The sequence below is a fragment of the Thiothrix caldifontis genome (assembly GCF_900107695.1).
Lineage (GTDB): Bacteria > Pseudomonadota > Gammaproteobacteria > Thiotrichales > Thiotrichaceae > Thiothrix > Thiothrix caldifontis.
In genome coordinates, this window is sequence record NZ_FNQP01000007.1 from 1 (window position 1) to 22,377 (window position 22,377).

The window sequence follows — 22,377 nt, forward strand, 5'->3', positions numbered from 1 at the left end:
CGCGGTTTCCAGAAGTGCCAACGTATGGCGAATTTTGTGTGAAATCTACGTCAAATTACTGATTATCCTCATCCAACACTGGATCATGCTCACCGGATTGTGGGAAATACCCCAGCGCAGCCTCACCAAAGGTGTTCAAGCCATTCAGGAACAGGCTTCCCATCTTGCCGCCTGCATCGCTGAGCGACGCAGCTTGATAAAATGCCTCAAGCAACTGGCAAAACTCTTCGCTTCTTCAACCGCTTGCCGACAAAACAAACGGAGGAAAAAACCTAATAATTGGATGAGATTACAGCAAGTTAGGGAATGGAGGGCTTAAAGTTGATGCGTATAGGGGAAGCCATTCTGGCTACACCCCTAGAGATTTATGACGGCATTATCGGGGCGCTCGAACAACTCAATTTGCAACGCCTGCTCGCACCTTTGCTGGATACGCTTGATGCATTGGCTGCGGGTGTTAATCAGGGGCTAGAAGACACAACTGGAGCCTTCCAGCGTTTGCAAGATGCGTTGCCGGATCGGGTCGGCAGCACCACCATCAGCGTATCCGTTAGTGTGAGTACTTAGGAGAATCACCATGCCTGCTGTTCTTACCCACAAAGCCATCATGTTGTTGGCGCGTGAACGGATCAACACAATCCGCGCCGTCCTGCAACATCGGATTGATACCGGCGCAGCCAGTGTCACCACGCTGGAACGGCAATTGTTGGCTATCGCTACAGAGGCTTCGCGCATCTTCTCCAGTGACCCGCGTCCGCGTACCCAATTGCCGGGTGTACTGTTCGCCCCGCCAGTGGGCAATGACTTGCGGAGTTACCCCATATCACAGTTTGCGGTGATGGGTTCCATGGGGCCGGATATTACGGGCTTTTCCGGGCTGCTAAGTCCGGGTCATGCGTGGGTATTTGATACTGTCCACAAAGGCACGCCGGATACCAACCGTGAGTTGGTTAATGCCCAAAGCTGTGACCTGATTTTGGAGTTCTGGGCGCAGGTTAAACAACGCATTACGGCGGAGGTTGCGGCGCTGCCAGCGCGTAACCATACACTGGATACCATGCGTGCTTTTGTCCTTGGGCATGTCTGTCATATTGCCGCCGATGTGGTTTCACACCCCTATGTGAATGGCATTCAGTGGCAAACGGTGGAAGACGGCATTGAAAAGTTTCATGCCCCCACTGAGCGGAACATGGAAGCCTACATCGCCCGTACTGTTCTGGGACGCAGCAGCACCCGGAGTGGGCAGGCATGGGATCTGTGGTGGCCAACAAGCGACGAAGTACCACGGCAGTTTTTCAGCGCTTGGGAAGAAGCACTGAAGGCGGTGTATAAGGCCGGTGATGGTTCCCGCCCCGGCTATCAGCCCTTCGTAGAGAATTTGGCATCCCTTGATCCCCCCACCATGAACACCGATTTTATCAAGGATGGCTACCACATGTACCGGCATGGCGTATTGCCCATAGGCTACGGTTACGGCTTTTGGAGTTGGTGGGGCTGGCTCGCATTATTTTTTGTCCCGGCTTTGGTGTTGCCGTTGGTGGTGGCTGCCATGCCACGCGGTGGGCAGATTTTTCTGGCGGATGGTAGCAAGCGCACTGGGCGGAGCTATCTGGAATATCTGGCTACGCCCTTGGCGTTTGGGCTACCGGCTTCCATCGGACTTGGTGCTTTGATCGGCTCACTGAGTACGCATGGTATCGGGGGACGTTACTGGCTCGGTATGGTGGGCTTGATTATTGCTGGGATACTGGCAACCGTACTGTTTACGACTTTAGGGGCAGACAATCTGCCTGCCGGTTTTTCTTGGACAGTCTTGTTCGCACTACCAGCAGGCATTGCTTCATTGCAGGTTCTATTGGCTTCTATTGACGGGGCGCATGGTCAACGTGGGGGGCAGTTGGGTCTTGCGTTGGTGTTTGCTTTGCCACCATTGGTTATGTTTGCCCTGTTCCTCTATTTTTTCGGGTTGTTATTTCCTGTCACCATGAAACCAGAGAGTAGCGCCCACACGGCATTTGAAGATATGGCTTTCTGGGTTGCATTCGCACAATGGGCACTAGTCATGCTGGGGTTATGGTTCAGTCAGTCTTGTCGTTTGCGTGATGAATTTATTCCAGAAAAACCTGCTGAAAACAACGCGCCTGCTGACGATGAACAGCCTTCTGAGAATAACAACCCGGCTGACAACAGTGTCAAACGCCGGTTTGTGGGGCTGTTCGATGATACTACCCTACACCACGACATGCGCCCGATCGTATCCGATAGGGCTGTCTTATCCGAAGTTTACCCAAGTGGTTACCGCCCGCTGGTGAAATTATGGTGGACTGGCAGTGGCGAGTTGTTTGTACGTTCAGACCGTTTCCAACTGGTGTTCTCCGCCAGCGAAGATGGCAGCGACCCGCAAATTGTCCCCGCTCCCATTGCCCCCATGACCTTGGCTGAATTTATCGAATTCCTCAGCAACACGGTCAAACAGCCAGGAGGTAATACTACAGGGCTGCTCAAGGGGGAAATAGTGCACCCGGACAACCCAGAGAATCCAGGCAACCCAGATTACGAATTGCCCAGCGGCGCGACCTTTGCCGATCATGGTGACGCTAAGGACTCGCTTGAGGATCACGACGCAGAAGCCGCCATATTCAAAAAACTCGGCAGCAGTGCCGATGATACAGATTACACCCTGTACCACGCGCCTAAATTTGCCCAAGCCGTGGGTTATGGTCGGAATGGGCCAGTGCCTCCCGCACGTAATCTGGGGGGGACGCCACTCACCCACGACCCGGAACAGGAAGGCTACGAGTATATCCACGACCCTGCCAAGAGCAGCTCCAGTGATGCTTTGATGAGTGTTGCCGCTGACTTTGCCGCCATCCTGTGTCTTGGTGCGACTACCCATATGAGTCCCATGCAGGATTCCGGCGGTAACAATATCGAGAAAATCTACCAAGTATTCCGTAACTGGAGCCTCGACAGGCGGCGGGTCAATGAGTGGCGCATGATCGTGGCAGGTGGGGCGCTCAATGAAAAAGGCAGTAACCGTAGCGGTTATGACAGCAAGATGCCCGCGCATCAAGGCCCCACAGATCCCAGTGCGTGGCGCTCGCGTCTGCTGGGTGCTGGAGCTGCTGGGCAAACGGCCTTTGACGAAGGTGAGCAGACTGCCCGTCAATTGGGATGGGTCAAACTGCTGCGTGAATGGCTGGAGGTAACCCGTACCAGTGGTCAGAATCCACTCGACACCAATGCCATGCGCCCCGGAAACCCCAGTAATCAGGCTCTGAACCGGGGCATGGCGTGGTTGTTCGATTTAGTCGACCCCACCCCAGCACCATGAGGATAAGGTAAGCATGGCCGTTATCAGCTTCATCAACGCCATACAAGATTATTTGCTCCGGCCTAGCAGCCTGTCGCCTGCTCCAGTCAGTGTCGGCATCATTGAGGCACTCGCCAGCAGCGAGTTACCGGCAATTGTCTTGTCACTGTCCGACCTCACCCAGCCGCTCACCGGCTTGGGGGAACGGGCTGAACTCATTGACAATGGCGCATTGCGCTGGACTAGCCGCATTAATCTGGCTAACCCCATATTGCCTAGGGAAGAGAGCGGCAACTTGCTCAGCTTGGATCGCCGCACCCTCACCCTTCCGCACGGCGGGTTGGTGGATAGTGGTGGGCAGAATACACCTTTTGGTGCTGATGACCTTCAGGCCACACTGGACGGCAACCCTTTCACTGTTGTGGCAGCCAACCCTGCCAGTGGCGAAGTTGCAGTCAAGCCTGCTATCGGTCAGCTTACCTTCGGCACTCCGCTACCCGCTACGGGGATTATGGCTGTGACCTATTTCCTCGGTCAGTGGGAACGGCGGGTTGAGCGGCTGAGCGGTATGCTCAAACTGGTGGTGATCGGGGACAACAGCACGGATGTCCGGGACTTGAGCAATAGCGTGCTGGACAACTTGAAACATGCCCCTGCCGGAATACGCGGGTTACGCCAACTGGCCTTGAATGAGGCTGGGGCTGTCATCCTGTCCGCCGCCAACCAGTCGCAGCGGCTACTGCGGTGGCACTTTGACTATGAACACATCCTCGACGAACCCGAATCTTCCGGTGGCGTATTGCGGCGCATCCGCCTGCGCAGCCGCCTGGACAACGCACCGTTTGAAGTGGAGACGATCAGTTGAGGTTTGCCATGACTCCCAAGCATTTATTTTCTGCCGCCGATCACCGTGGCTGGCAGTCTTTCCATTACCGGCCTCAATATTGAAGGAGGAACTCTTATGAGTGAAAGCATCGGTGAAATGATCCTGCCAGGCACCTACATTGATGTGCGGGCAGAGGGCCTGATCGGAGTGGGCGGCATCTCCACCGGCAATATCGGTGTTGTGGGTACTGCCAACCGTGGGAAGGTTGATGAAGTCGTGATCCTCGGCTCCTATTCCGAAGCACTGGATACCTTCGGTCAATATGACAAATGGCAGGTTCCAGCGGGGGCAACACCACCGCCGCCGCCGTTGAGCCTGACACGCACACTGGAACAGGTATTCAAGGGGGGCGGGTCTACCGTCTATGCTGTGCGCATTGCCAACGGCATACCCGTTGCCCGTGTCATGACCGTCAGGGATGGGGCTAACCCCCCGGTTGACCTGTTTACGCTCACAGCCAAGTCTCCCGGCACATGGGCAAATAGCATCAAGCTCCCGCCGCCTTCAGGCGCAGCTACCACACCTCTCAAATTGGAATTGGAATATGCCGGTAACAAGGAAGTGTTTGAGGGTGCTACGGCTGAAACGCTGCGTGATGCCATTGTTTCCACGGGGAGCCAATGGGTAACTGTGAGTGATTTAATTACCCCTAGTACAGGTACTAATAAAGACAAGGTTCCAACCACAATAGTAGAAACCACACCCGGTTCCAATGATGGTGCTGCCGCTACTACCACCGAACTGGCAGTCGGGCTGGCTAAACTGGCTACCCAGCCGGTGAATATCGTGGTGGCTGGCGGCTTTGCCGTAGGCAGTACAAGCAGTACCAATGATCCAACAAGCTCGATGCTAGCGCATCTGGAGGCCACCGAAAACGACGGACTGGAACGGATAGCCGTGCTTGGCGTCAGTGCGGATGGAACAGTGGCAAACCCGATAGATAACAAGCGTGTCATTCTGGTTGCGCCGGGCATCAAGGCCACTGACGCTGCTTCCCGCCGACAGGTTGATTTACCGGGGCCTTATGCCGCCGCACTGGTGGCAGGCAGGCTTGCCACACTCGCGCCGCATATTAGCCTGACTAACAAGGATTTGGCGGCTGACGGGCTGACCACCGACTACACACGGGCAGAACAGAAAAACCTCCTGCAAAACCGGGTCATGGTGCTGCACAAGAACTTCGGTACTCGTGTGCTGAAAGGGATCAGCACCGACAGTGGCGCATTCAAGCAGGTTTCGGTGCGGCGTACCGTCGATTTTGCCAAGGCCGGGGTGCGGCAGGGTTCTAACCCCTACATCGGCAAACTCAATAACGCACGGGTACGGGCGGCATTAAAAGCCACGCTGGACGGTTTTCTTGCTGGCATGGTTGTCGACGAGATGCTGACCGAATACACCTTGGAGGTAAGCGCCACCCGCGCCCAAGAGATTAACGGCATTGCCTTGGTGACAATGACCCTTAAACCAACATTCTCAATCGATTTCGTCAAGGTCATCATGAATCTCGAATAAGGAGCAGGTTATGGCTACAAATGTTTACCGTGGGTCAGATGGCACTATTTCAGTGGCTGTAGAGCAAGGGGCAGAGGGCGACGCTGCCCGCGCCGTCACTGATGCGTTTGCACTTACCCCGATAGGCCGCGCCACTGGCGTGACCATTAAGGTCACCAATGATGTGACACCTTTCCACGAACTGGGTCAGCGTTTTGCGACGGAACTGCGCCCCGGCAATATCAACGTTTACGGTACCATCGAGCGGGCCTACATCAATGGCGCATTGCTGAAACTGATGCTGGGGGGGGCAGCGGACTCGCGTCCGGCAGGCACCTTTACCAGCCCTGCGTTTAACCTGAATGTACGCTTGGAAAATCCGTCATTACCCGGCAACAGCGCCACTGTGACGGTTATGGGGGTGAAGCTGAACGAGTGGAACTACGACTTGCCGGAAGACGACTTCGCGATGGAGCAGGTCAGCTTCAGGGCATTGTGGGTAAAGGTCGAAGACGCAACAGCGGGTTGATAAATCATGGCTACCAAACTCTCCGTCAATGATTTGCTGGCTGGCAGTAGCCAGAAGCACACTGTCACGATTCCTGCGCATGTGCTGCCAGAAGACGCTCAAGCAGCGGGAGGGGAGGTATTGTTGCGCCCACTAACAGTTGGCGATGTACAACGTATCGGCAAAGCCGCCAAGGATCAGGGGGTATTGACCAGCGTGCTGATGGTGCAGCAGGCGCTGGTCGAACCACCCATGAGTGTGGAGCAGGTCTCACGGCTGTCGGCTGGGTTAGCCCAGTTCCTGCTTGGGGAGGTGAACCGTATTTCAGGGCTGAGCCTGTCTGAAGAAAACCTACAACAGGCCATCAAGGCTCCCCTGACCCGTGCCATCTTCATTCTGGCGCGGGAATTTGGCTGGACACCTGCCGAATGCGCCGAACTGACCGTGGGGCAGGTATTGTTGTATCTGGAAATGCTGGCTGGAGACAGCCGTGACGCAACACGGGAGGATACCGCATGACCCCGCTACCGCCGCCAGAACTGTTTAGCCCACTGCTGACACCTACCCCAGCAGAGCGTCTGCTGACGCATCAGGCCACGGCAGTGCAGCATTTTCAGCGGCTGGCAAGCGGGAGTGAGTTGCGGCTGATGTGTCTGGGGCGGGAGTTGGCATCGTCACTATTTACAGCACCCGGCATGGAAGCTTTGCTGGCAGCCCCCTTCAGTGATGCTTTGGAGCAGGTATTGCGTCAACAATCTGAGCCGCCGTTGGCCTCCCCTGCCGAAGCAATATTTGCCAGTAAGGCCAGCATGGCGCTCCACGCCCCTCCGGCTGCAACCCCAGCCAGAAAGGTACTGATGCCTGAACCCTTCTCCCCTCTGGGAACCCAGCACCCGCAGGCCAATCCGCATTTGACTACATTCTCCCGTACCAAGACTCAGCCTTTGCCGGACAAATACCCAGTTACCCGGCAAGCTCTGGCATCGCCCCCCCAGAAACCTGATTTGTCAGCGGTGACGTTAGGGAGGAAGCCATTTGGCAAGACGCCCCAACAAAACAAAAACCGTTCACAAACCACTAGGCCATTTCCAACCAAGCTTGATGCGGAAGCTGCCCAACGACAGTTGACCATGCGTGCCAGCCGGATCGGTGCAACGGCTGCATGGAATATACCGATCAATCCTCCAGCATCGCCAAACCCCAGTCGAGTTGAGCAGAAACCCCAGAAGGAACCCCATACATTGGCAAGCATAGCGGCTGCCGAACGTCAGCTTGCCGCGTGCTTAGGGGGACTCGCGTCACGCCGGGGCATCCCATCCAGACAACAGCCGCCGGAACAATTCAAGAACAACGATTGGGGGATACCTGAGTCTCCAACATCAGGCAGGTTTGAAAAACCGCTGGTACATCAGAGTGCAAGACAAACGGCAAGACAAACGGCATCGTCATCGCCAGCACACTCACCGAACGACGCATACGTTAAACCAGCAGGTGGTATATATGGCTTACGGGGTCTAGCAGCTCAGGCAGTAGGCCCAATAGACCCGGAGTCACCCAGCAGGCAAGGATCAGCGGTCACAGCACCGGCGCAAACACGCTTTGATAATATGGTCACTTCAGCGCTTGGTTCGCATAGCACCTTGGCCACTGAACTTGCCAAGGTACTGAATGAGGAAGCTAGGCGAGCCGGTATTGATCTGGATGAGGTAGGATCATGAGCCTGCCCCGCCCTACTGCAACCATTACCCTGAACGGTCAACGCCTCACGTCGGCGGAGGCTGGGTTGGCAAGGCTACGCTTGGATCTCGCCTTCAATTCACACGACAACGCAAAGCTATGGCTGTGGTCGCGCTCAAAACTGGCGACTGCCGAACCGGGCATGACCCTACAGATTGGCCTCAGCACCAAAACTGCTAGTGGCGGTGGCCTGCTCAATGCGGCGGCGGGGTTGCTCAGCAGTGGCGGCGACGATGACGGTACTGTATGGACAGGGGTCGTTGACAGCGCCCAAACCTGTGCCGGGCAGCTTGTTATCAACGGCTTGGCTGATACGGTTTCACTCAGCCAGATGCGCCGGTCTGCCACGTGGGTTGAGCAGACGGTTGCGGATATTGTACGTGATCTGGCTGGTGAGCTGGACAGTGAAATCGAGGCTGAGCTGGACTTGCCTAACTTCAGTGTCGATAACCGCAGCCCGGTTTGGAACCATCTCCGTGAATTGGCGCGGCTGGCGGGTGCAGAATTGAGTTGTGCCGCCAAGGGGGGGCTGCGTTTTATTCGCGCTGACAAAGAAACTGCCGTTACAGAATTGGTTTACGGCATCGACCTGATCGACTGGCAACTGTCACGTCGTTTGCCCCCCTCTACTGTCAACGCAGCCGAGTATGCTGCCGCCAGCTCGGCTGGTAGTGACAAGTGGCATTGGCTGGCACATGACCCTGTGGGAAGCGGTCAAAGTGCCATCATTCCCGCCGCATTGCGTACCCGTGCAGCAGCGGGGCAATTTAACCGGGCAACCGAGGCGCGTGCTGCCCGTGCTGCCCTACGGGGAATGGTTTGGATCGGTGGACGCCCGGAACTGCGCCCTGGGATGCTGTTAGAACTGAAGGCACTGCCGGAAGGTGATAGCGGTTCCCTGCGGGTACGGTCAGTCACACACCAACTGGACGGGGAAAACAGTTTTATCACTGCATTGTCCGTCGAGGCGGCGGGCAGCCATGGTAGCGGGGGATTGCTATGAGCGGGTTGATCGACACCTTGCGAGCCATCATCCGCGACGAACTGGCGCGTATGCAGCCGCCAGAACTGGGCATTGTGCTGGCAGTCTACGCCAATGATGCCGACGGCAATAACCATCAAGTGGATGTACGTCTGCGTGCCAGTGGGGTTGAATTGCAGCGGGTACCTGTCACCGTGCCACGTTATGGCATGTCGATGTTGCCCTGTGTGGATGACTTGGTGCTGCTGATGTTTGTGGGCGGGGAGCTGAACGCGCCAATGGTGATCGGCTGTGTCTACGACGAGCATACCCAACCGCCTGAAGCCGCGCCCGGTGAGTTGATTTACAAGATTCCAGATGAAGGGGGTGAACGGCATATACAGTTGGAAACCCCCTCTGGCGTTACCTTTACGGTGGATGATGGTGCCATAAAAATCGTGGCGGGCAATACCAGTATTACTCTGGAGCAGGATGGCAACGTGCAGATCATGGCAGCAGGCAACCTTGAGTTGAAGGCCGACGGTGACATTACACTGGAAGCCGGTGGCAAGCTGACGCTCAAGGCAACCAGCGATGCCGAGGTTCAGGGCATGAATATCAAGCTACAAGGCAGTGCCCAGACAGAATTCAAGTCACCCATGTTGAAACTGACCGGTATGGCTCAGTTCAGCCCCGGATGAGGTGGGATCAATGGCAAAGTTACCTGTTACCTTGGGTTGTGCGGTAGTGCTAACACCCGGTGCTGCTGGCCCACCGGACAGTGGGGTTATCGTGATGATCCCGCAGCAATTTGTCACGGCAAATGGAATGCCGCTGGCGGTGGCTGGTTCAATGTGCCAGATGGTCAACTCACTCAGCGGTGCCCCCTACCCACTGAGCATCGGTTCAGTCGGTGTTTCCGGTTCCTTGATGATTAACAACCAAGGGCTGGTGCGCATGGGGGATCAGATCATTGCTGGTGCGGGGGTACTAAGCATTCTTGGGCCACCCGCCACCCCCGCGTTTACCGATGGAGGCCCCCCGTAATGAACAATTTGTTTGCGAGGTTTTCACTGATGGCAATGCTTGATAATGGCGGAGGCTATTGATGACCGCCCGTGACCCAGCCGCGCTGGAAGCCTTACTTGGTCGTGATCTTCGTCTGGATTACCGCTCCAGTCCGGGTTTTTACGAAAATGCCGAGTTACGCGATACGCTGAATGCTGGCCTTGGTCAGCGCGACCTCGCTGTAGCCGGTGGCGTAGACACACTGCGGCAAGCCATTGCCAATAGGCTCAAGACCCGGCGGGGTGAACTGACACCCCTAGGGCACCCGGATTACGGCTCACGTCACCACGAACTGATTGGCGAACCCAATGTGGAACGCACCCGCAACTTGATTAAACTTTACGTGCTACAGGCGCTAAAACAGGAACGGCGCATTGAACGTGTATTGCAGGCAAGTGTACAGGCCACGCACGTACCGGCACGGGACACGGTGCGCATCGAGCTGAGCGTACAAGTTATCGGTCAGCACCTGCCACTGGAAATCATCGTGCCATTCAACCTGTCGGGAGATACAGCATGACAGGTTCAGTGGTAGTGGTGACGAAATCTGCATTCCTGATTAAACCTTATACTGGAGCTAACGCATGAGTTACGTTGCCGAACCTTATGCCCAGTTTGTTGATGATCTGCTGACAGGTCTGACGGGTGGGTACATCCGGGAATCTTTCCGTATGCTGGAAGCAGAAAAGCCGTTCCGGTTGAGTGCTGATAGCGGTATCTTGCCCAACAGTGTGCGGGTTTTCGGTCAAGTGGAAGCCGCTAATGGAGGCCGTGAGTTTCGCCGGTTCACACTGAAAACGGATTTTACCCTGAGCAATGGGCGTGATATTACCTGGCAAGCCGACCCCGGTCATCCTGACAGTCCCTCGGCAGATGCGCTGTGGCCGGTTGAAGGTTCCGTCTTTTACGTTAATTACGAAGCCAACCGACCGGCAGGCGCTGCCCCACTGTTGACTGACCGCAGCCCAGGCAGTGTCACGCGGCTACTGGCGGAAAGCATCGGGCGTGAATACGCAGTGTTATCCGGTCAGCTTGAGAAGGTTTATCAGGCCGGTTTTCTGGACACGGCAACTGGGCGTGACTTGGATAATCTGGTTGCCTTGGTCGGGCTGACCAGAAAAAGCCGCAGCGTTGCGGGAGGTACGGTGACGTTCAGCCGCCGCACACCAGCACCGGCAGACATTACTATCGCTGTGGGTACTCGGCTGTCTACCCATGATGTTCCGGCAGCCACTTTCGAGACGACTGCAACCGCCACACTGCAACGTGGCCGCCTAAGTGTCGATGTCCCGGTTCAGGCTCTAGTTGGTGGCAGTAGCGGGGTCGTGCTGGCTGGTAGCATTGTTGCCGTCAACCGTCCAGTCCTCGGTATTGATACAGTCACGAATACCGAAGCGACCCGGTTTGCGGGGCAGGAAGAAGGTGATGCTGCCTTACGGATGCGGGCGCGGCGTTCCCTTGATCATGCAGGTAAGGCTACCGTTGGTGCGTTGGTAGGTGCCTTAACCAGCTTGCCGGGGGTGCGGGAGAAGGACATCCGTTTTTCAGAAGACCCTATCGAGCATCCCGGCATTGTTAACCTCGATCTGGCCTTGCCGAAGATGCCCTCCGAGCAGGCCAAGAGTTACGAGCAGCGTGCCATTGATCTGCTGGAAGAAAGCCGCCCCGTCGGTGTCCGTATCCGCCATAATATCAAGGCATCCTTGCCCCCCGGGGAGGCCAATCCGGGCAGTGGGTATGCCAGAGTTGTTGGGGATCCCGTCACACTCGGCAACGGTTCTGGTGATAGTCTGCACATGCCTGTGAATGTCAATGTTACGCTGCAACCCGTCACGCTAGCACTCATACCGGAAGAACGTGAACGGCTGGCACGCCTTGGCAAACAAGTGGTCGAAGACTTTATCGCAGACGCAGGCTTGGGTGAAACGTTGGTCTACAACCGATTGGTCAGCTTGCTAATAGGCATTGATGGGGTGCTGGACGTGGGGCTTGAATGGCGTCCTACCCAATCCACACTGTGGGATACCCGCAACATCATGCCCAATCAGACCGGAGCCAGACCGATAGTGGGCACTATTGATGTTCGGGTTGGTAATGCCTTGGTAGCACTGGATGTGACCGTCACTGTCCGTTTTACTGGTGCTGGGACTACCGGCAATTCCGATGACAATGCCAGCAATGCTGCCCTCGAGATTGGTAGTGACCTGCAACAGGCGCTGGACAGTTTTGCTGGTGGAAAAATCGACCAGACCACATTGCAGAGTCTGGCAGGTGCTTCCGAAAGCTATCAAGTCACGAAGCTGGAGTATCGCGTCGAATATGTCGATGCGGGTGTGCGTGTTAATCAAATGAACCCGACGTTACCTTATACCGGGTTGGAACGCTTTTGGGTGCGGCACGTCAATGTCAAAGACGAAGGAAAAGGGAGTACCACATGAGTACACTCTTGAGCGGACGGGCGTTGAAGGTGTTGGGGCGGTTTCCCAGACATCTTGAGGCCGATGCGCCGGGCAAACTGTTAGGGGTGGTGGTACAGGCATTGGTGTGTGATCAGGATGTACTGGCAGCCAACTTGCAGGCTATCCGTCAGGCACACCGCCTGCATGAGGCACAGGAACTGCACGATCTGCTGTTACTGGCAGGGCTGCATGGCCTGCGGCGCTCCGAGATGGCTGTGCTGTTTGCACGTCATGCCGAATTACAAAAACGTCTGGCGGCATTACGTGCCAACGTGGAGACAGGTGGTGATTCCGCCGCACGGGTACAACTGGCTAATGACCTGCTGGCACTCTGGTCATTGTCTGGCAACAATCTGCTGCAACGGTTTGCTGATGATAATCCACCCACTACCCACGCCAGCATTAGCCGCTTGCTGCCTCAAGCTACGGCTGCCTGCGGTTTACCCGTGCTGCTGGACGGTGTACGCCAGCGTATCGCTACCACTGCCCGTATCCATGCGGGGGGCAATGGCACTGTGCGGGCATTACTGACCGGAGCCGCCAATGCCCTTGATCTGGATTTGGGGAAGATTATTCCCAGTCCTGACCGCTACTGGCACGCAGCCCCGGTTTGGGATCGCCTACGCCTGCGGCTACCACCGTCCGATAACTTCGTACCCGGTGACGAAATCGAACCCCAAACAGAATACCTTGGGCTGGAGGAAAATCCCCTAGTACCCGCCGAACGCGGCCCTCACCCGCGTCAGCACGCCGAGTTGTTTGAGTACATCCGTAAAGGTTTTGATGATGCGTTATTGGAGATCCGTGTGCGGGGTGTGGGCAACCGTACCATCAGCCCGATGTTCGTCAATCGTGATGCAGGTCATGGTGTGGGGGCATTCGTCCATGTGCCGGATGGTAAAGATCTGATATTTAACCAGCAAGGGCGGGTATTGCTGGATGGTGCAGACATCACCAGCCGCGCTTGGGCATGGCAAGGTGCTTGTTTTGCCGAAAACAGTGGCGGTAATGGCAACCCAGTGCAAAACAGCCGGGATTTTGTCTTTGCTGATGCCGCCTTGAGTCAGGCACAACATGCCGCTAACCTGCGCACCAGCCGCTTCGCTGTGATTACCCCAACTGGCAGTCTCACCCCCGAAGCACGGCTACCACATGCCGGGGATAGCCTACCCGTACCCGCTATCGGTGTCGGCAAAACACGCTTTGCTTTCTTTGTCCAACACGGCTGTTTCTCATCCGCCCGACATCTTGTGCCGATGTCCGATGCAGAAATCCCGTCAACAAGTTTGCCACAAGGCTCAGATCCGTTCGGTTCAACCCCGGTGGCGTTGCTCAACCGCATCCAGTTGGTGACACCCCGCTACGCCGTGGGATTTGCTGGTGCAGCACTTTTTGCGCAAGTTGCAGGCGATAAAAAACATGATGCGGCTGCACAGGTTTCGCTGCACTGGTTTGAGCGGCAAGCCTACCATGTACGGGTACTGATCCCCAATCGCTTCCGTGCGTTGGGTCATGCGGACGGGGGGGAGGTCAGGGAGCAGGTAAAACATGCTATTCAGCGTTTTCGCCCCGCCGGGGTGGAGGTACAGGTGGATTTTGCCGAAGACCAGTGGGTACTGGGCAAGGCGGCTCTGCCCAGCAAAGACGCAACAGATACAGATGCCATCAGCCAGGTTCAGTCCAGCACTCTGTTATGGCCTAGCCCGGCGACTCATGAGGAGCTCCAATAATGCAACGCATGAAGCTGTTATTAATCCCATCCAAGGAGTTACACCATGTCGCTAGAACCTTTTGACGCCAAAACTGTTACCCCTGGTGAGCCGATTACGGCTGACGCCTGGAATACACTGGTCAATGGCATTAGTGTCCTGAATGAATTCATCCGCAATAGCCAATCGGCCTCGTTACGGGTGACACTTGTCAATACCAACATCCGGTTAGAGACCCTTCGTGTCACTGCACGTCGTGATAGTGATGGCTGGCTGGCTGAAGCCATTGCCCCGGTAAATGGGGATGGTCAGTTCGTATTCGCAGCCCTGCCACAAGGTGCCTTTACGGTACGGGCCGAAGCACCGGGTTTCAAACCAGCCACTGCCAATATCACCATACCCACCGAACCCGCAGCCCCCCCGCTAAGCCTGACAATGCAGCAGGATGGTGCCTTCATGCCCAACCTGATTGGCAAAAAATTGGAGGGGGCGTTGAAGGAACTCAGCGATGTTGGCATTACGGTTGGGCGTTTACTGGATGTCGTTGGGCGCGATCTACCCCCCGCCAATCCGGCTGCGGAATATCTCAATCAGCCGGTATTGATGCAACTGCCAGACCCTGACGTAGCCGTGCCGCCTGCTGGCAAGGTGCAACTGGTCGTGGCGGCGGCGCTGCAAGTGGAGGAATCTGTAGAAATACCACCACTCACTGGCCTGACCCTGACCGAGGCACGCAAAGCGCTGGAAGCCATTGGCCTCAAACTCGGCAAGGTGGAAACACGGCAGGCCAAGGCAACGACCATACTAACCGATTCACGTGGAGGATAAGTCATGGCAAGTTCCAAAAACCTTGTTGATTCCAGTTTCGCCAGTTTTACGGCTGCATCAGCACTACAGGACAAGACCGTCTTTGTTGACCTCACTGACAAGCCTGCCCAAGCCCAAGTTGTCCGTGACGGTTATCAGGTGCCATCGGTTAAGACCAACCCGACGATCATTGAGCAGTTTCTCAGCGGCCTAGACACTCAAAAACCAACCGAATCACCGCGTGTGATCAATCAAAGCATCACCGCCGGTATCCGAGTGGGTCTTGGCACGGTAGTCGATTTGGTCTTGGCTCCTAAGCAGGATGTGCCATTAGGTATATTTTCTGACATTCACAGTGCTGTCCAGGAGACTAGTGTGGCGGCTCTGCTTGCCAAAGCGGAACAGGATCAGCTATTGACAAAACAGATATTGAAGTACGACCGTGCGGACGCTATACCGGCATCTGAACAAGCGGCTATACGCGAAAAAATGACGGCATTGGGTATGCCAATTAATGATGCGGATTCGGCAACCAGCTTCGACAAGGGCTTTAATGCCCTTCGTACCGTGTTGGCTTTCAAATAAATGCTCACCCACCGGTAACAGGCAACCATAGTCATGAAACAAGGCATTCAAGTTGGTGGTAAAAGCAGTCAGGTCACGGGTATAGCCAGTCTCCAGCCTACCTACAGTGTCGCTGCCCACGCAGTAGGAACCCTGTTTGGGCATACCCCAGCCGATGGTCACAGTCGTGTGACAACAGAAATTGAGTTGCCAGCCAATGCCATTGTCAAGACCTATGACTTGGTGATCACCGCTACCCGTGCTGATCGGGTAGTGGCGGCTGAAGTGGCTGATTTGCGTGAGGCCATTAGCCCGTCAAATAGTGCGGCGGTGACCGTGGATTTTGGCAAGTTGCGGACGGTGAATAAAATCTTGTTACCCCAAACGGGTACTTACAAGGTTTATGCTTGGCTGGGCATGAAGTTCGATCCAACACCTGTCACGTTGTCGACACCTCAGTTGGAAGTTGGTCTGTACTGTTACTCAATACCGGAAACCCGCAGTGAGCGCTTACTGATCGAACTAGGTGGGGCAGATGCCGAGCTTTTTATGGCAAAGCTGGAGCTGTCACTGCCCGACCTGCCTGCCGATTTGAGCCTGCGGATCAACGGTGGGACACCGGTATGGCAGCACCCCGGCACTGTCCAGCTAGGCAGCACTGACGCTCTACGTTATGACAGTTGGACTACTGATGGGCAACGACTGGTATCAATTGCATCAGCTTTGGCAGATTACAGTGGTGATGCGACGCGCCCCGAAGGTCGGAAGCTTATGCTGGAGCTGACCAGTAGTGTACCGGGTAGGCTGTCGATTGCGGAGAGTGGCAAAGAACTGCAATTGTTGCACCGGCTCAGCTTTAACAAGAGCGATACGGTGGAACTGGAATTCCTGAGAGAAGGCAGCCAGCAATTGAAACTCGACGGGATACCAATAGCATGGGGAGCATTGCAGGGTCTACACCTGACTCTGGGTGGGGAGATGCCCCTCTCCCGTGTGTTACCGCCGGAGGGGCCAGAGGATGGTGATATTGGTCAGTTGGTACTTGGCAATGGTCGTGCGGCCTGTGTGCGCCTTGATGGTGGTGCAGGGTTGGTTGAATTAACCGGGGTGCGCTTACCCCTAAGCGTAGTCGCAGGTAGCGCAGAGGCACGGGTAATGCTTTGGCAAAACAATAAAAACGACTCACCGATTAAAGCGCTAGGCAAAGCGGCGAGTGAACCCGTGAACATGGGCAACAATGAGGAAGAGTGGGTCAGTTTCCTGTTCAGCAAACCCGTACCCTTTGATGCGGGGGAGCCTCCTTGGGCTGCACTGATAGTCAGCCGGGGCGAGGTTATTTGGTCATTGGCAGCACCTGATAATACAGGCTATCCGGTACGCATTGGCTCGCCAGAGGGGCCGTGGAGGGAACTGCCAGCGGTATTGGGGGCAGTGGCTGGGCGTTTGCGCCTGCTAGGCTTGGCGGCGGATACTCAGCCACTGGCTCCGTTGCTGGTGGGTTGGGATAATGCTGCTGGACAGCCGGTCACTCCCACGGCTAAAGGTCTACGCTTGGAACTCCTCCCCGCACCAGCCAATGCCAACCAATTAGTGATTACCAGCCGTACCGCAGGCACAGTCACATTGAGCGAAGTTGACGCTATTACTAATGCCTGAGCATTGGATGCTGTCAGCAGTTGGACAACCCCGACAAAAGCAAGAGGACGATACACATGAGCGATGATGCACACAGCCAATTTATGGACGGGCAGCGCGTTTCAGCACTGCACCTTCAGCACTTGCAAGACCGCTTGCGCGAGGCTATTGCTGATATTCGCCGCAGTATCGGGCTGGACAAGATAGCTTGGGGACTGCGTGCTACTTTGGAAGGTGGTCAAGTTCGTGTCCTGCCCGGTGTGGCGTTTGCCAAAAGCGGAGTACGGCTATCGCTGGATGACATCGCCCAGGCAGCTCTTCCGGCGGATGGTAGCCCATGGCGCGTCGTGTTGCGTGGGCAAAATGGCGACATTGAAGATCTGCGCCATAATCAGGCTCCCACCGTCATTACCCTGACCACACAGCTCGCAATTGAAAGCGACAATGGGGATGTCGATAACAGCACCATCATTATCGCCACTGTTGATGGTACAGGGCTGACCCAAAATCCAGACCGTTTTGTCGCCACGGGTTACCACAGCCACTCCGGCGAATGGCGGCAGGACAACATGGGGCGGTGGCATTTCGATGGCCCGGCGTTAGATGGCCCTCCCGGCCCACAGGGGGCAGCCGGAGCCAAAGGTGATAAGGGCGACACGGGCGCAACCGGAGCAGCAGGGGCGACCGGAGCCAAAGGTGATAAAGGCGACACGGGTGCAACCGGGGCAACGGGAGCCAAAGGCGATAAAGGCGACACGGGCGCAACCGGGGCGGCAGGGGCGACCGGAGCCAAAGGCGATAAAGGCGACGCGGGTGCAACCGGGGCAACGGGAGCCAAAGGCGATAAAGGCGACACGGGCGCAACCGGGGCGGCAGGGGCGGCAGGGGCCAAAGGTGATAAAGGCGACGCGGGTGCAACCGGGGCAACGGGAGCCAAAGGCGATAAAGGCGACACGGGCGCAACCGGGGCGGCAGGGGCGACCGGAGCCAAAGGCGATAAAGGCGACGCGGGTGCAACCGGGGCAACGGGAGCCAAAGGCGATAAAGGCGACACCGGGGCAAGAGGGGCGACTGGAGCCAAAGGTGATAAGGGTGACACGGGCGCACCTGGACAGCCAGGTCAAGGGCTTGACCCAGATTGGCCCGCGATTACCAAGATCAGTTGGGGGCATGGTTTGACTGTCTCACCAGCACAAGCTGTCGAGACGATAAAGCAATTACAGATCCAACTTTCCTCTCCATTATCGCCCCTGATACGGGAGATAAAACCACAAGTGGTTCAGGTATTGTTTGAATATGCCTCAAGGGTAGACAGTACATCCGCACTGATGCCGTTAGTTTCCATCGGTGGTAGTACGGAACTGGAACAGGATCTTGTCGTTTGGACGTTGGGTGTAGGGGCGAGAGAACTCCTCTCAGGAATCTCGGCTGGGGGCAGAATCTGGATACGGGTTCATTGCGGAGCCATGATTGATGAAGCAAACCGACCTTTCTCCGCCAGTAGTGATGTATTGCATGGCACCCACACCCCACATGCACCGGGGGGGGTATTTGAAAGCTGGTATTTTGTGAAGTCAGCACTATTGAGATGAGTAACAGTATGATACATAAAGAAGATAAGCCTACCCTCCGGGCAGTAGCTGATGCAGCCCGGTTGGGACAAATTCCCGAAGGCTCATTCAGCGCGTTGATGGATGATGCAGTGTTACATGCCACCCAAACAGTGCAGGCAGATAGTTTGGTGACCACGCGGAAATGGCGCAACCTAGGGCCAAGGAATATCGGCGGGCGTATACGAACTCTTGCCATCCATCCACAGGATGGACGTATCCTTTACGCAGGCAGTGCTTTGGGCGGGGTTTGGAAAACTACCAATGCCGGTGACTCATGGCAATCACTGGATGACTTCCGCCCTTCCCAAGGTGGTCGGCAAGCATTGCCTATTGGAGCCTTGGCGGTAGCCCAAAGCGATCCACAAATCGTCTATGTTGGAACCGGAGAACCTGTTGCCGGTTATATCAGCGGTAATGGATTATTCTGGTCTCGTAACGGTGGAAAACATTTTGACCAGATAGACCACCCAGACAATGGGGTCATTCAAGCTAAGCATTATGAGCGGATTCGAGTAGATCCCTGGGAATCATCTCGTCTTTGGTGTGCTACTGACAAAGGGCTATGGCGTGGGTGTCCAGGCAATCCACCTCACTTTGTTCAGGATGTGATTGACGCTGCTGGTACACCGACAGCCCCTGCTAATCAGCAGGCTACAGATGTGGTCATTAACCATGGCGACCCGCGCGGGGTCGTACCAGCACGCTTTACCGTGTTTGTTGCCTTGAAGGGTGCGGGAGTCTACCGGGCTACCTTCATTCGTGCCAATGACGATTATGACCGGAGCGGTGCAACGGTCTGGAGCCAAGTTAATATTAGTGGGTTGACTGCACTGCCTGGTTTTCACCGTGTCAAACTAGCACTGTGTGATACCCGACCTGACCGTATGTATTGCGTAGCGGGAAGGGCTGACAATAAATTTTCCCCTGTCTTTATCTCCACAAACGGGGGGGCAACATGGGCTGCAACTGCTACCCAGCCAGATTCCGCCAGTATTATTACTTGGTACGCATTAGTTTTAGAGTGCAATCCTTCAGATCCCAATGTGGTTTTTCTCGGACAAGTGGATATGTGGCTCACAACAGATGGGGGAGCCTCATGGGGGAGGAAAAATACCAAGAAACCATTCATCCCTAACTTTCTCCCGTGTTTGGATCATCAACAGTATGGGTTGGGAGACCGCGCCCAACATGCAGATCAACATGCTGTGGTATTCGATCGCGACCAACCCTACCACGCTTGGGTAGCCAATGATGGCGGAGTCTCATTCACTGATAATCTAACCTATAGTTGGCGTAAACGGAGCAATGGAATTCTGGCTACCCAATTCAATGATATATCTACCCATCCAACTTATCCTTTTATGATGGGTGGGGGGCTACAGGATAATGGCAGTTGGATTACTTATGGTGGTATGAGCTGGTACTACATTGGTCACAGTGATGGCGGGGACATAGGGTTTGAACCCGGTAATCCGCGCTTATTTCATGTCACCGCCCAACAGGGCGTCTGGCGGGGACAAATCGCCACTTCTTCTCTCTCGGATTTTTCCCTTCCTAATCCAGCCCCCGATATTCCTATTACGGTGAATGTCGAGGGTATTGTACAGTTTCATGGACAGTTTGTGGGGAAAGATGCCAATGGATTTGCAACGGCAGATGAGCCACTGTTCTACGCAGTATTGGTGCATCACCCGTTTAACAACAACGAAGCCCTGATAGGGCGACGCAACAATGCCTACCGTACCGTCAACGGGACTAATTTTAGCGTCATGGGTCATGCCGCTTTCAATCCCTACGGGACAGGAAATGTTGAGGTCAGTGCGCTAGCCTATGGCGCATCTCCCAATAATGACTGGTGGGTGGGTACATCCAGAGGAGAAGTTTTCGTTACTTTCAATGCTGGAGTAACTTGGCGTAATGCCACCGAGCCTCTAGGATCACGAGGTAACTGGATATCTGCGATTGCCACCCATCCAGCCAACTCAAATATTGCGGTCATTGCAGTAGCGTCTAGTCCTGGGACAGTCTACATCACAGGTGATGGAGGGCAGAGCTGGCTTGAAATCTCTGGACGAGCGGGTAATGGTGGGGCTAACTGGCAACCTCGGCAGACCCATAATATCGGTGATCAGCTTAGTCCGAGTCCTGCCACTGCGATAGCATTTGATCCGGGTAGCCCAAGTGCTGTAGGTAGTGCTCAGACACTCTATGTGGGAACGCTGACGGGGGTTTATGTAATCCGTAACGTTTTGGCTCCTACCAGCACTATCCCCACGCCTAACTTCCAACCCGTTTGGCGTACTTTTAACGGTAATCTGCCATTAGTGCTGGTTTATGAAATAGAGCCGATCCAGTTCCAAGATGCCGGTGGCAATACTCACAATAAATTACGTATTGCCACATTCGGCAGGGGGATTTATGAGGTGGATTTATTGGTGAACTCCAGCACGAGGCTCTTGATCAGACGCAACATCGTAGATAATGGCCTTAACCTGCCCGTTGCCAATACTTTTACTGAAGATCCCCGCCTTGTACCGGGAGTCCCCCTGATTGATAGTCAGTCCATTGATATTCGGGTTGATGCGCCACCTTATCTTTCTTTTGGTTTGGTTGCGGATAGTGTGGAGTTTGACCAACAATTGCGCAGTGAGAACTTGATGGCTGGGAAACTGCACTTAATCTATGTGCAAGTACATAACGTGGGTAGTCAAGTTGGAGAGAGGGTAGAGGTATATCTCTATTGGGCTAAAGCTATAGGTTCTCCCCCCATCCCACCGGATTTACCTGATGATTTCTGGACTGGACTCCCTAAGGATAACGCTCCTCCATGGTTCCTGATCGGTAAAATTGAGGTTCATGAAGTTGCCTCTGGTGAGCCAGCAGTCATTTGTTTTCAGTGGGATGTTCCAGGAGATATTCCAGAAAATGTGGCTCTGCTGGCCTTGGTGACCGACAATGCACGGGATCGGCTAGTTCCCCTTGACCCTGCGCCTAAACCTCCTAATGATATCAATAACCTGATCGCTAACGAACGGCGTGCTGCCCTGCGTATAACTACTTGCATATCGAGTCCAGCCGATGCTTTGCTACGGGACGGTTTTGACGACCAGGGTCGGTTAGGTGAAACAGCGTGGGCTGCACGTAGTCACGATATTATCGTGGTTCAGGCAGCAGTCGCCGATCCTAATACGGCTTTTGCTGATGTTGATGACCTTCGTCAGGCTGATCGGTTGGATGGCAATGAAACCAACCATATTTATGTGCGTATCAACAATCGGGGCGAACGACCACTTAACAACATTCAGGTAGAGCTGTTCCAAATCCCTTTGGCTTCAGTCCATGACCCCAATAGCTGGGTCTCTAAGGGAACCAGCAATCTGACCAGCGTGGCGGCTAGGTCAACAGGTTTTGCCCTGCCCATTGTCTGGGCTAATCCACCAAACCCAGCTCCCCTCTCAGCCTATCTGCTTGCAGCCTTAGTTCAGGCTGATGACGATCCCCGGCCTGACTATCAAGATCGGGTGGACAGTATCAAGAGTTTCTGGCAGTTGTTTCTCGAAAGCGTGGACAGTGGCAATGCTGCGCTACGCGGTATCCGCTGGCAAGCCTAATACCCATATTCAAAA

At 55.2% G+C, this 22,377-nt stretch carries 19 protein-coding genes; 18 read left to right on the top strand and 1 reads right to left on the bottom strand.

Translation table 11 applies throughout. The features are described from left to right. Nucleotides 1-55: 55 nt before the first annotated feature. Entirely contained in the window at nucleotides 56-214 is a 159-nt protein-coding gene (locus tag BLV87_RS19285; protein WP_175517813.1) for a hypothetical protein, read from the bottom strand. 92 nt (nucleotides 215-306) lie between these two features. Here BLV87_RS19285 and BLV87_RS07065 point away from each other — a divergent pair, with 92 nt between their 5' ends. The 18 genes from BLV87_RS07065 to BLV87_RS07150 all read left to right on the top strand — a co-directional run bounded on the left by BLV87_RS07065 (nucleotide 307) and on the right by BLV87_RS07150 (nucleotide 22,362). Continuing rightward, a complete protein-coding gene (locus BLV87_RS07065) occupies nucleotides 307-567 on the top strand; it encodes a hypothetical protein (protein ID WP_093066852.1) in 261 nt (86 codons plus the stop codon). Nucleotides 568-577: 10 nt separating this feature from the next. Continuing rightward, a complete protein-coding gene (locus tag BLV87_RS07070; RefSeq protein WP_093066854.1) occupies nucleotides 578-3,334 on the top strand; it encodes a zinc dependent phospholipase C family protein in 2,757 nt (918 codons plus the stop codon). A gap of 13 nt (nucleotides 3,335-3,347) precedes the next feature. Next, nucleotides 3,348-4,178, top strand: coding sequence for a hypothetical protein (locus tag BLV87_RS07075; RefSeq protein ID WP_093066856.1), 831 nt, complete (start codon nucleotides 3,348-3,350; stop codon nucleotides 4,176-4,178). A gap of 96 nt (nucleotides 4,179-4,274) precedes the next feature. Then, on the top strand, nucleotides 4,275-5,711 hold the full coding sequence (locus BLV87_RS07080) for a phage tail sheath subtilisin-like domain-containing protein (protein WP_093066858.1): 1,437 nt from the start codon (nucleotides 4,275-4,277) through the stop codon (nucleotides 5,709-5,711). Nucleotides 5,712-5,721: 10 nt separating this feature from the next. Next, entirely contained in the window at nucleotides 5,722-6,219 is a 498-nt protein-coding gene (locus tag BLV87_RS07085; RefSeq protein WP_093066860.1) for a hypothetical protein, read from the top strand. A gap of 6 nt (nucleotides 6,220-6,225) precedes the next feature. After that, nucleotides 6,226-6,717, top strand: a complete 492-nt coding sequence (locus tag BLV87_RS07090; protein WP_093066862.1) for a hypothetical protein — start codon at nucleotides 6,226-6,228, stop codon at nucleotides 6,715-6,717. Continuing rightward, complete coding sequence (locus BLV87_RS07095) at nucleotides 6,714-7,916, top strand: hypothetical protein (protein ID WP_093066864.1); 1,203 nt, start codon at nucleotides 6,714-6,716, stop codon at nucleotides 7,914-7,916. Before BLV87_RS07090 ends, BLV87_RS07095 begins: the two co-directional genes overlap by 4 nt. Further along, complete coding sequence (locus tag BLV87_RS07100; protein ID WP_093066866.1) at nucleotides 7,913-8,938, top strand: hypothetical protein; 1,026 nt, start codon at nucleotides 7,913-7,915, stop codon at nucleotides 8,936-8,938. Before BLV87_RS07095 ends, BLV87_RS07100 begins: the two co-directional genes overlap by 4 nt. Further along, nucleotides 8,935-9,597 (top strand): phage baseplate assembly protein V, encoded by a 663-nt coding sequence (locus BLV87_RS07105; RefSeq protein ID WP_093066868.1) that lies wholly within the window; start codon nucleotides 8,935-8,937, stop codon nucleotides 9,595-9,597. Before BLV87_RS07100 ends, BLV87_RS07105 begins: the two co-directional genes overlap by 4 nt. Nucleotides 9,598-9,607: 10 nt before the next feature. Next, entirely contained in the window at nucleotides 9,608-9,943 is a 336-nt protein-coding gene (locus BLV87_RS07110) for a hypothetical protein (RefSeq protein WP_093066870.1), read from the top strand. Between the two features lie 61 nt (nucleotides 9,944-10,004). Further along, nucleotides 10,005-10,484 carry a GPW/gp25 family protein gene (locus BLV87_RS07115; RefSeq protein WP_093066872.1) on the top strand — a complete coding sequence of 160 codons (480 nt, stop codon included), beginning with the start codon at nucleotides 10,005-10,007 and terminating at the stop codon, nucleotides 10,482-10,484. Between the two features lie 64 nt (nucleotides 10,485-10,548). Further along, on the top strand, nucleotides 10,549-12,402 hold the full coding sequence (locus BLV87_RS07120) for a baseplate J/gp47 family protein (protein WP_093066874.1): 1,854 nt from the start codon (nucleotides 10,549-10,551) through the stop codon (nucleotides 12,400-12,402). Then, nucleotides 12,399-14,153, top strand: coding sequence for a hypothetical protein (locus BLV87_RS07125; RefSeq protein ID WP_093066876.1), 1,755 nt, complete (start codon nucleotides 12,399-12,401; stop codon nucleotides 14,151-14,153). Before BLV87_RS07120 ends, BLV87_RS07125 begins: the two co-directional genes overlap by 4 nt. 45 nt (nucleotides 14,154-14,198) lie before the next feature. Continuing rightward, nucleotides 14,199-14,960: a carboxypeptidase-like regulatory domain-containing protein gene (locus BLV87_RS07130; protein WP_093066878.1), complete on the top strand. Its 762-nt coding sequence runs from the start codon at nucleotides 14,199-14,201 to the stop codon at nucleotides 14,958-14,960. Between the two features lie 3 nt (nucleotides 14,961-14,963). Beyond that, complete coding sequence (locus BLV87_RS07135; RefSeq protein ID WP_093066880.1) at nucleotides 14,964-15,524, top strand: hypothetical protein; 561 nt, start codon at nucleotides 14,964-14,966, stop codon at nucleotides 15,522-15,524. 33 nt (nucleotides 15,525-15,557) lie between these two features. After that, nucleotides 15,558-17,159 carry a hypothetical protein gene (locus tag BLV87_RS07140; protein ID WP_093066882.1) on the top strand — a complete coding sequence of 534 codons (1,602 nt, stop codon included), beginning with the start codon at nucleotides 15,558-15,560 and terminating at the stop codon, nucleotides 17,157-17,159. A gap of 56 nt (nucleotides 17,160-17,215) precedes the next feature. Beyond that, nucleotides 17,216-18,730, top strand: coding sequence for a collagen-like domain-containing protein (locus BLV87_RS07145; RefSeq protein ID WP_139282133.1), 1,515 nt, complete (start codon nucleotides 17,216-17,218; stop codon nucleotides 18,728-18,730). An 8-nt stretch (nucleotides 18,731-18,738) separates the two neighbouring features. Beyond that, nucleotides 18,739-22,362 (top strand): hypothetical protein, encoded by a 3,624-nt coding sequence (locus BLV87_RS07150; RefSeq protein ID WP_093066884.1) that lies wholly within the window; start codon nucleotides 18,739-18,741, stop codon nucleotides 22,360-22,362. Nucleotides 22,363-22,377 lie beyond the last annotated feature (15 nt).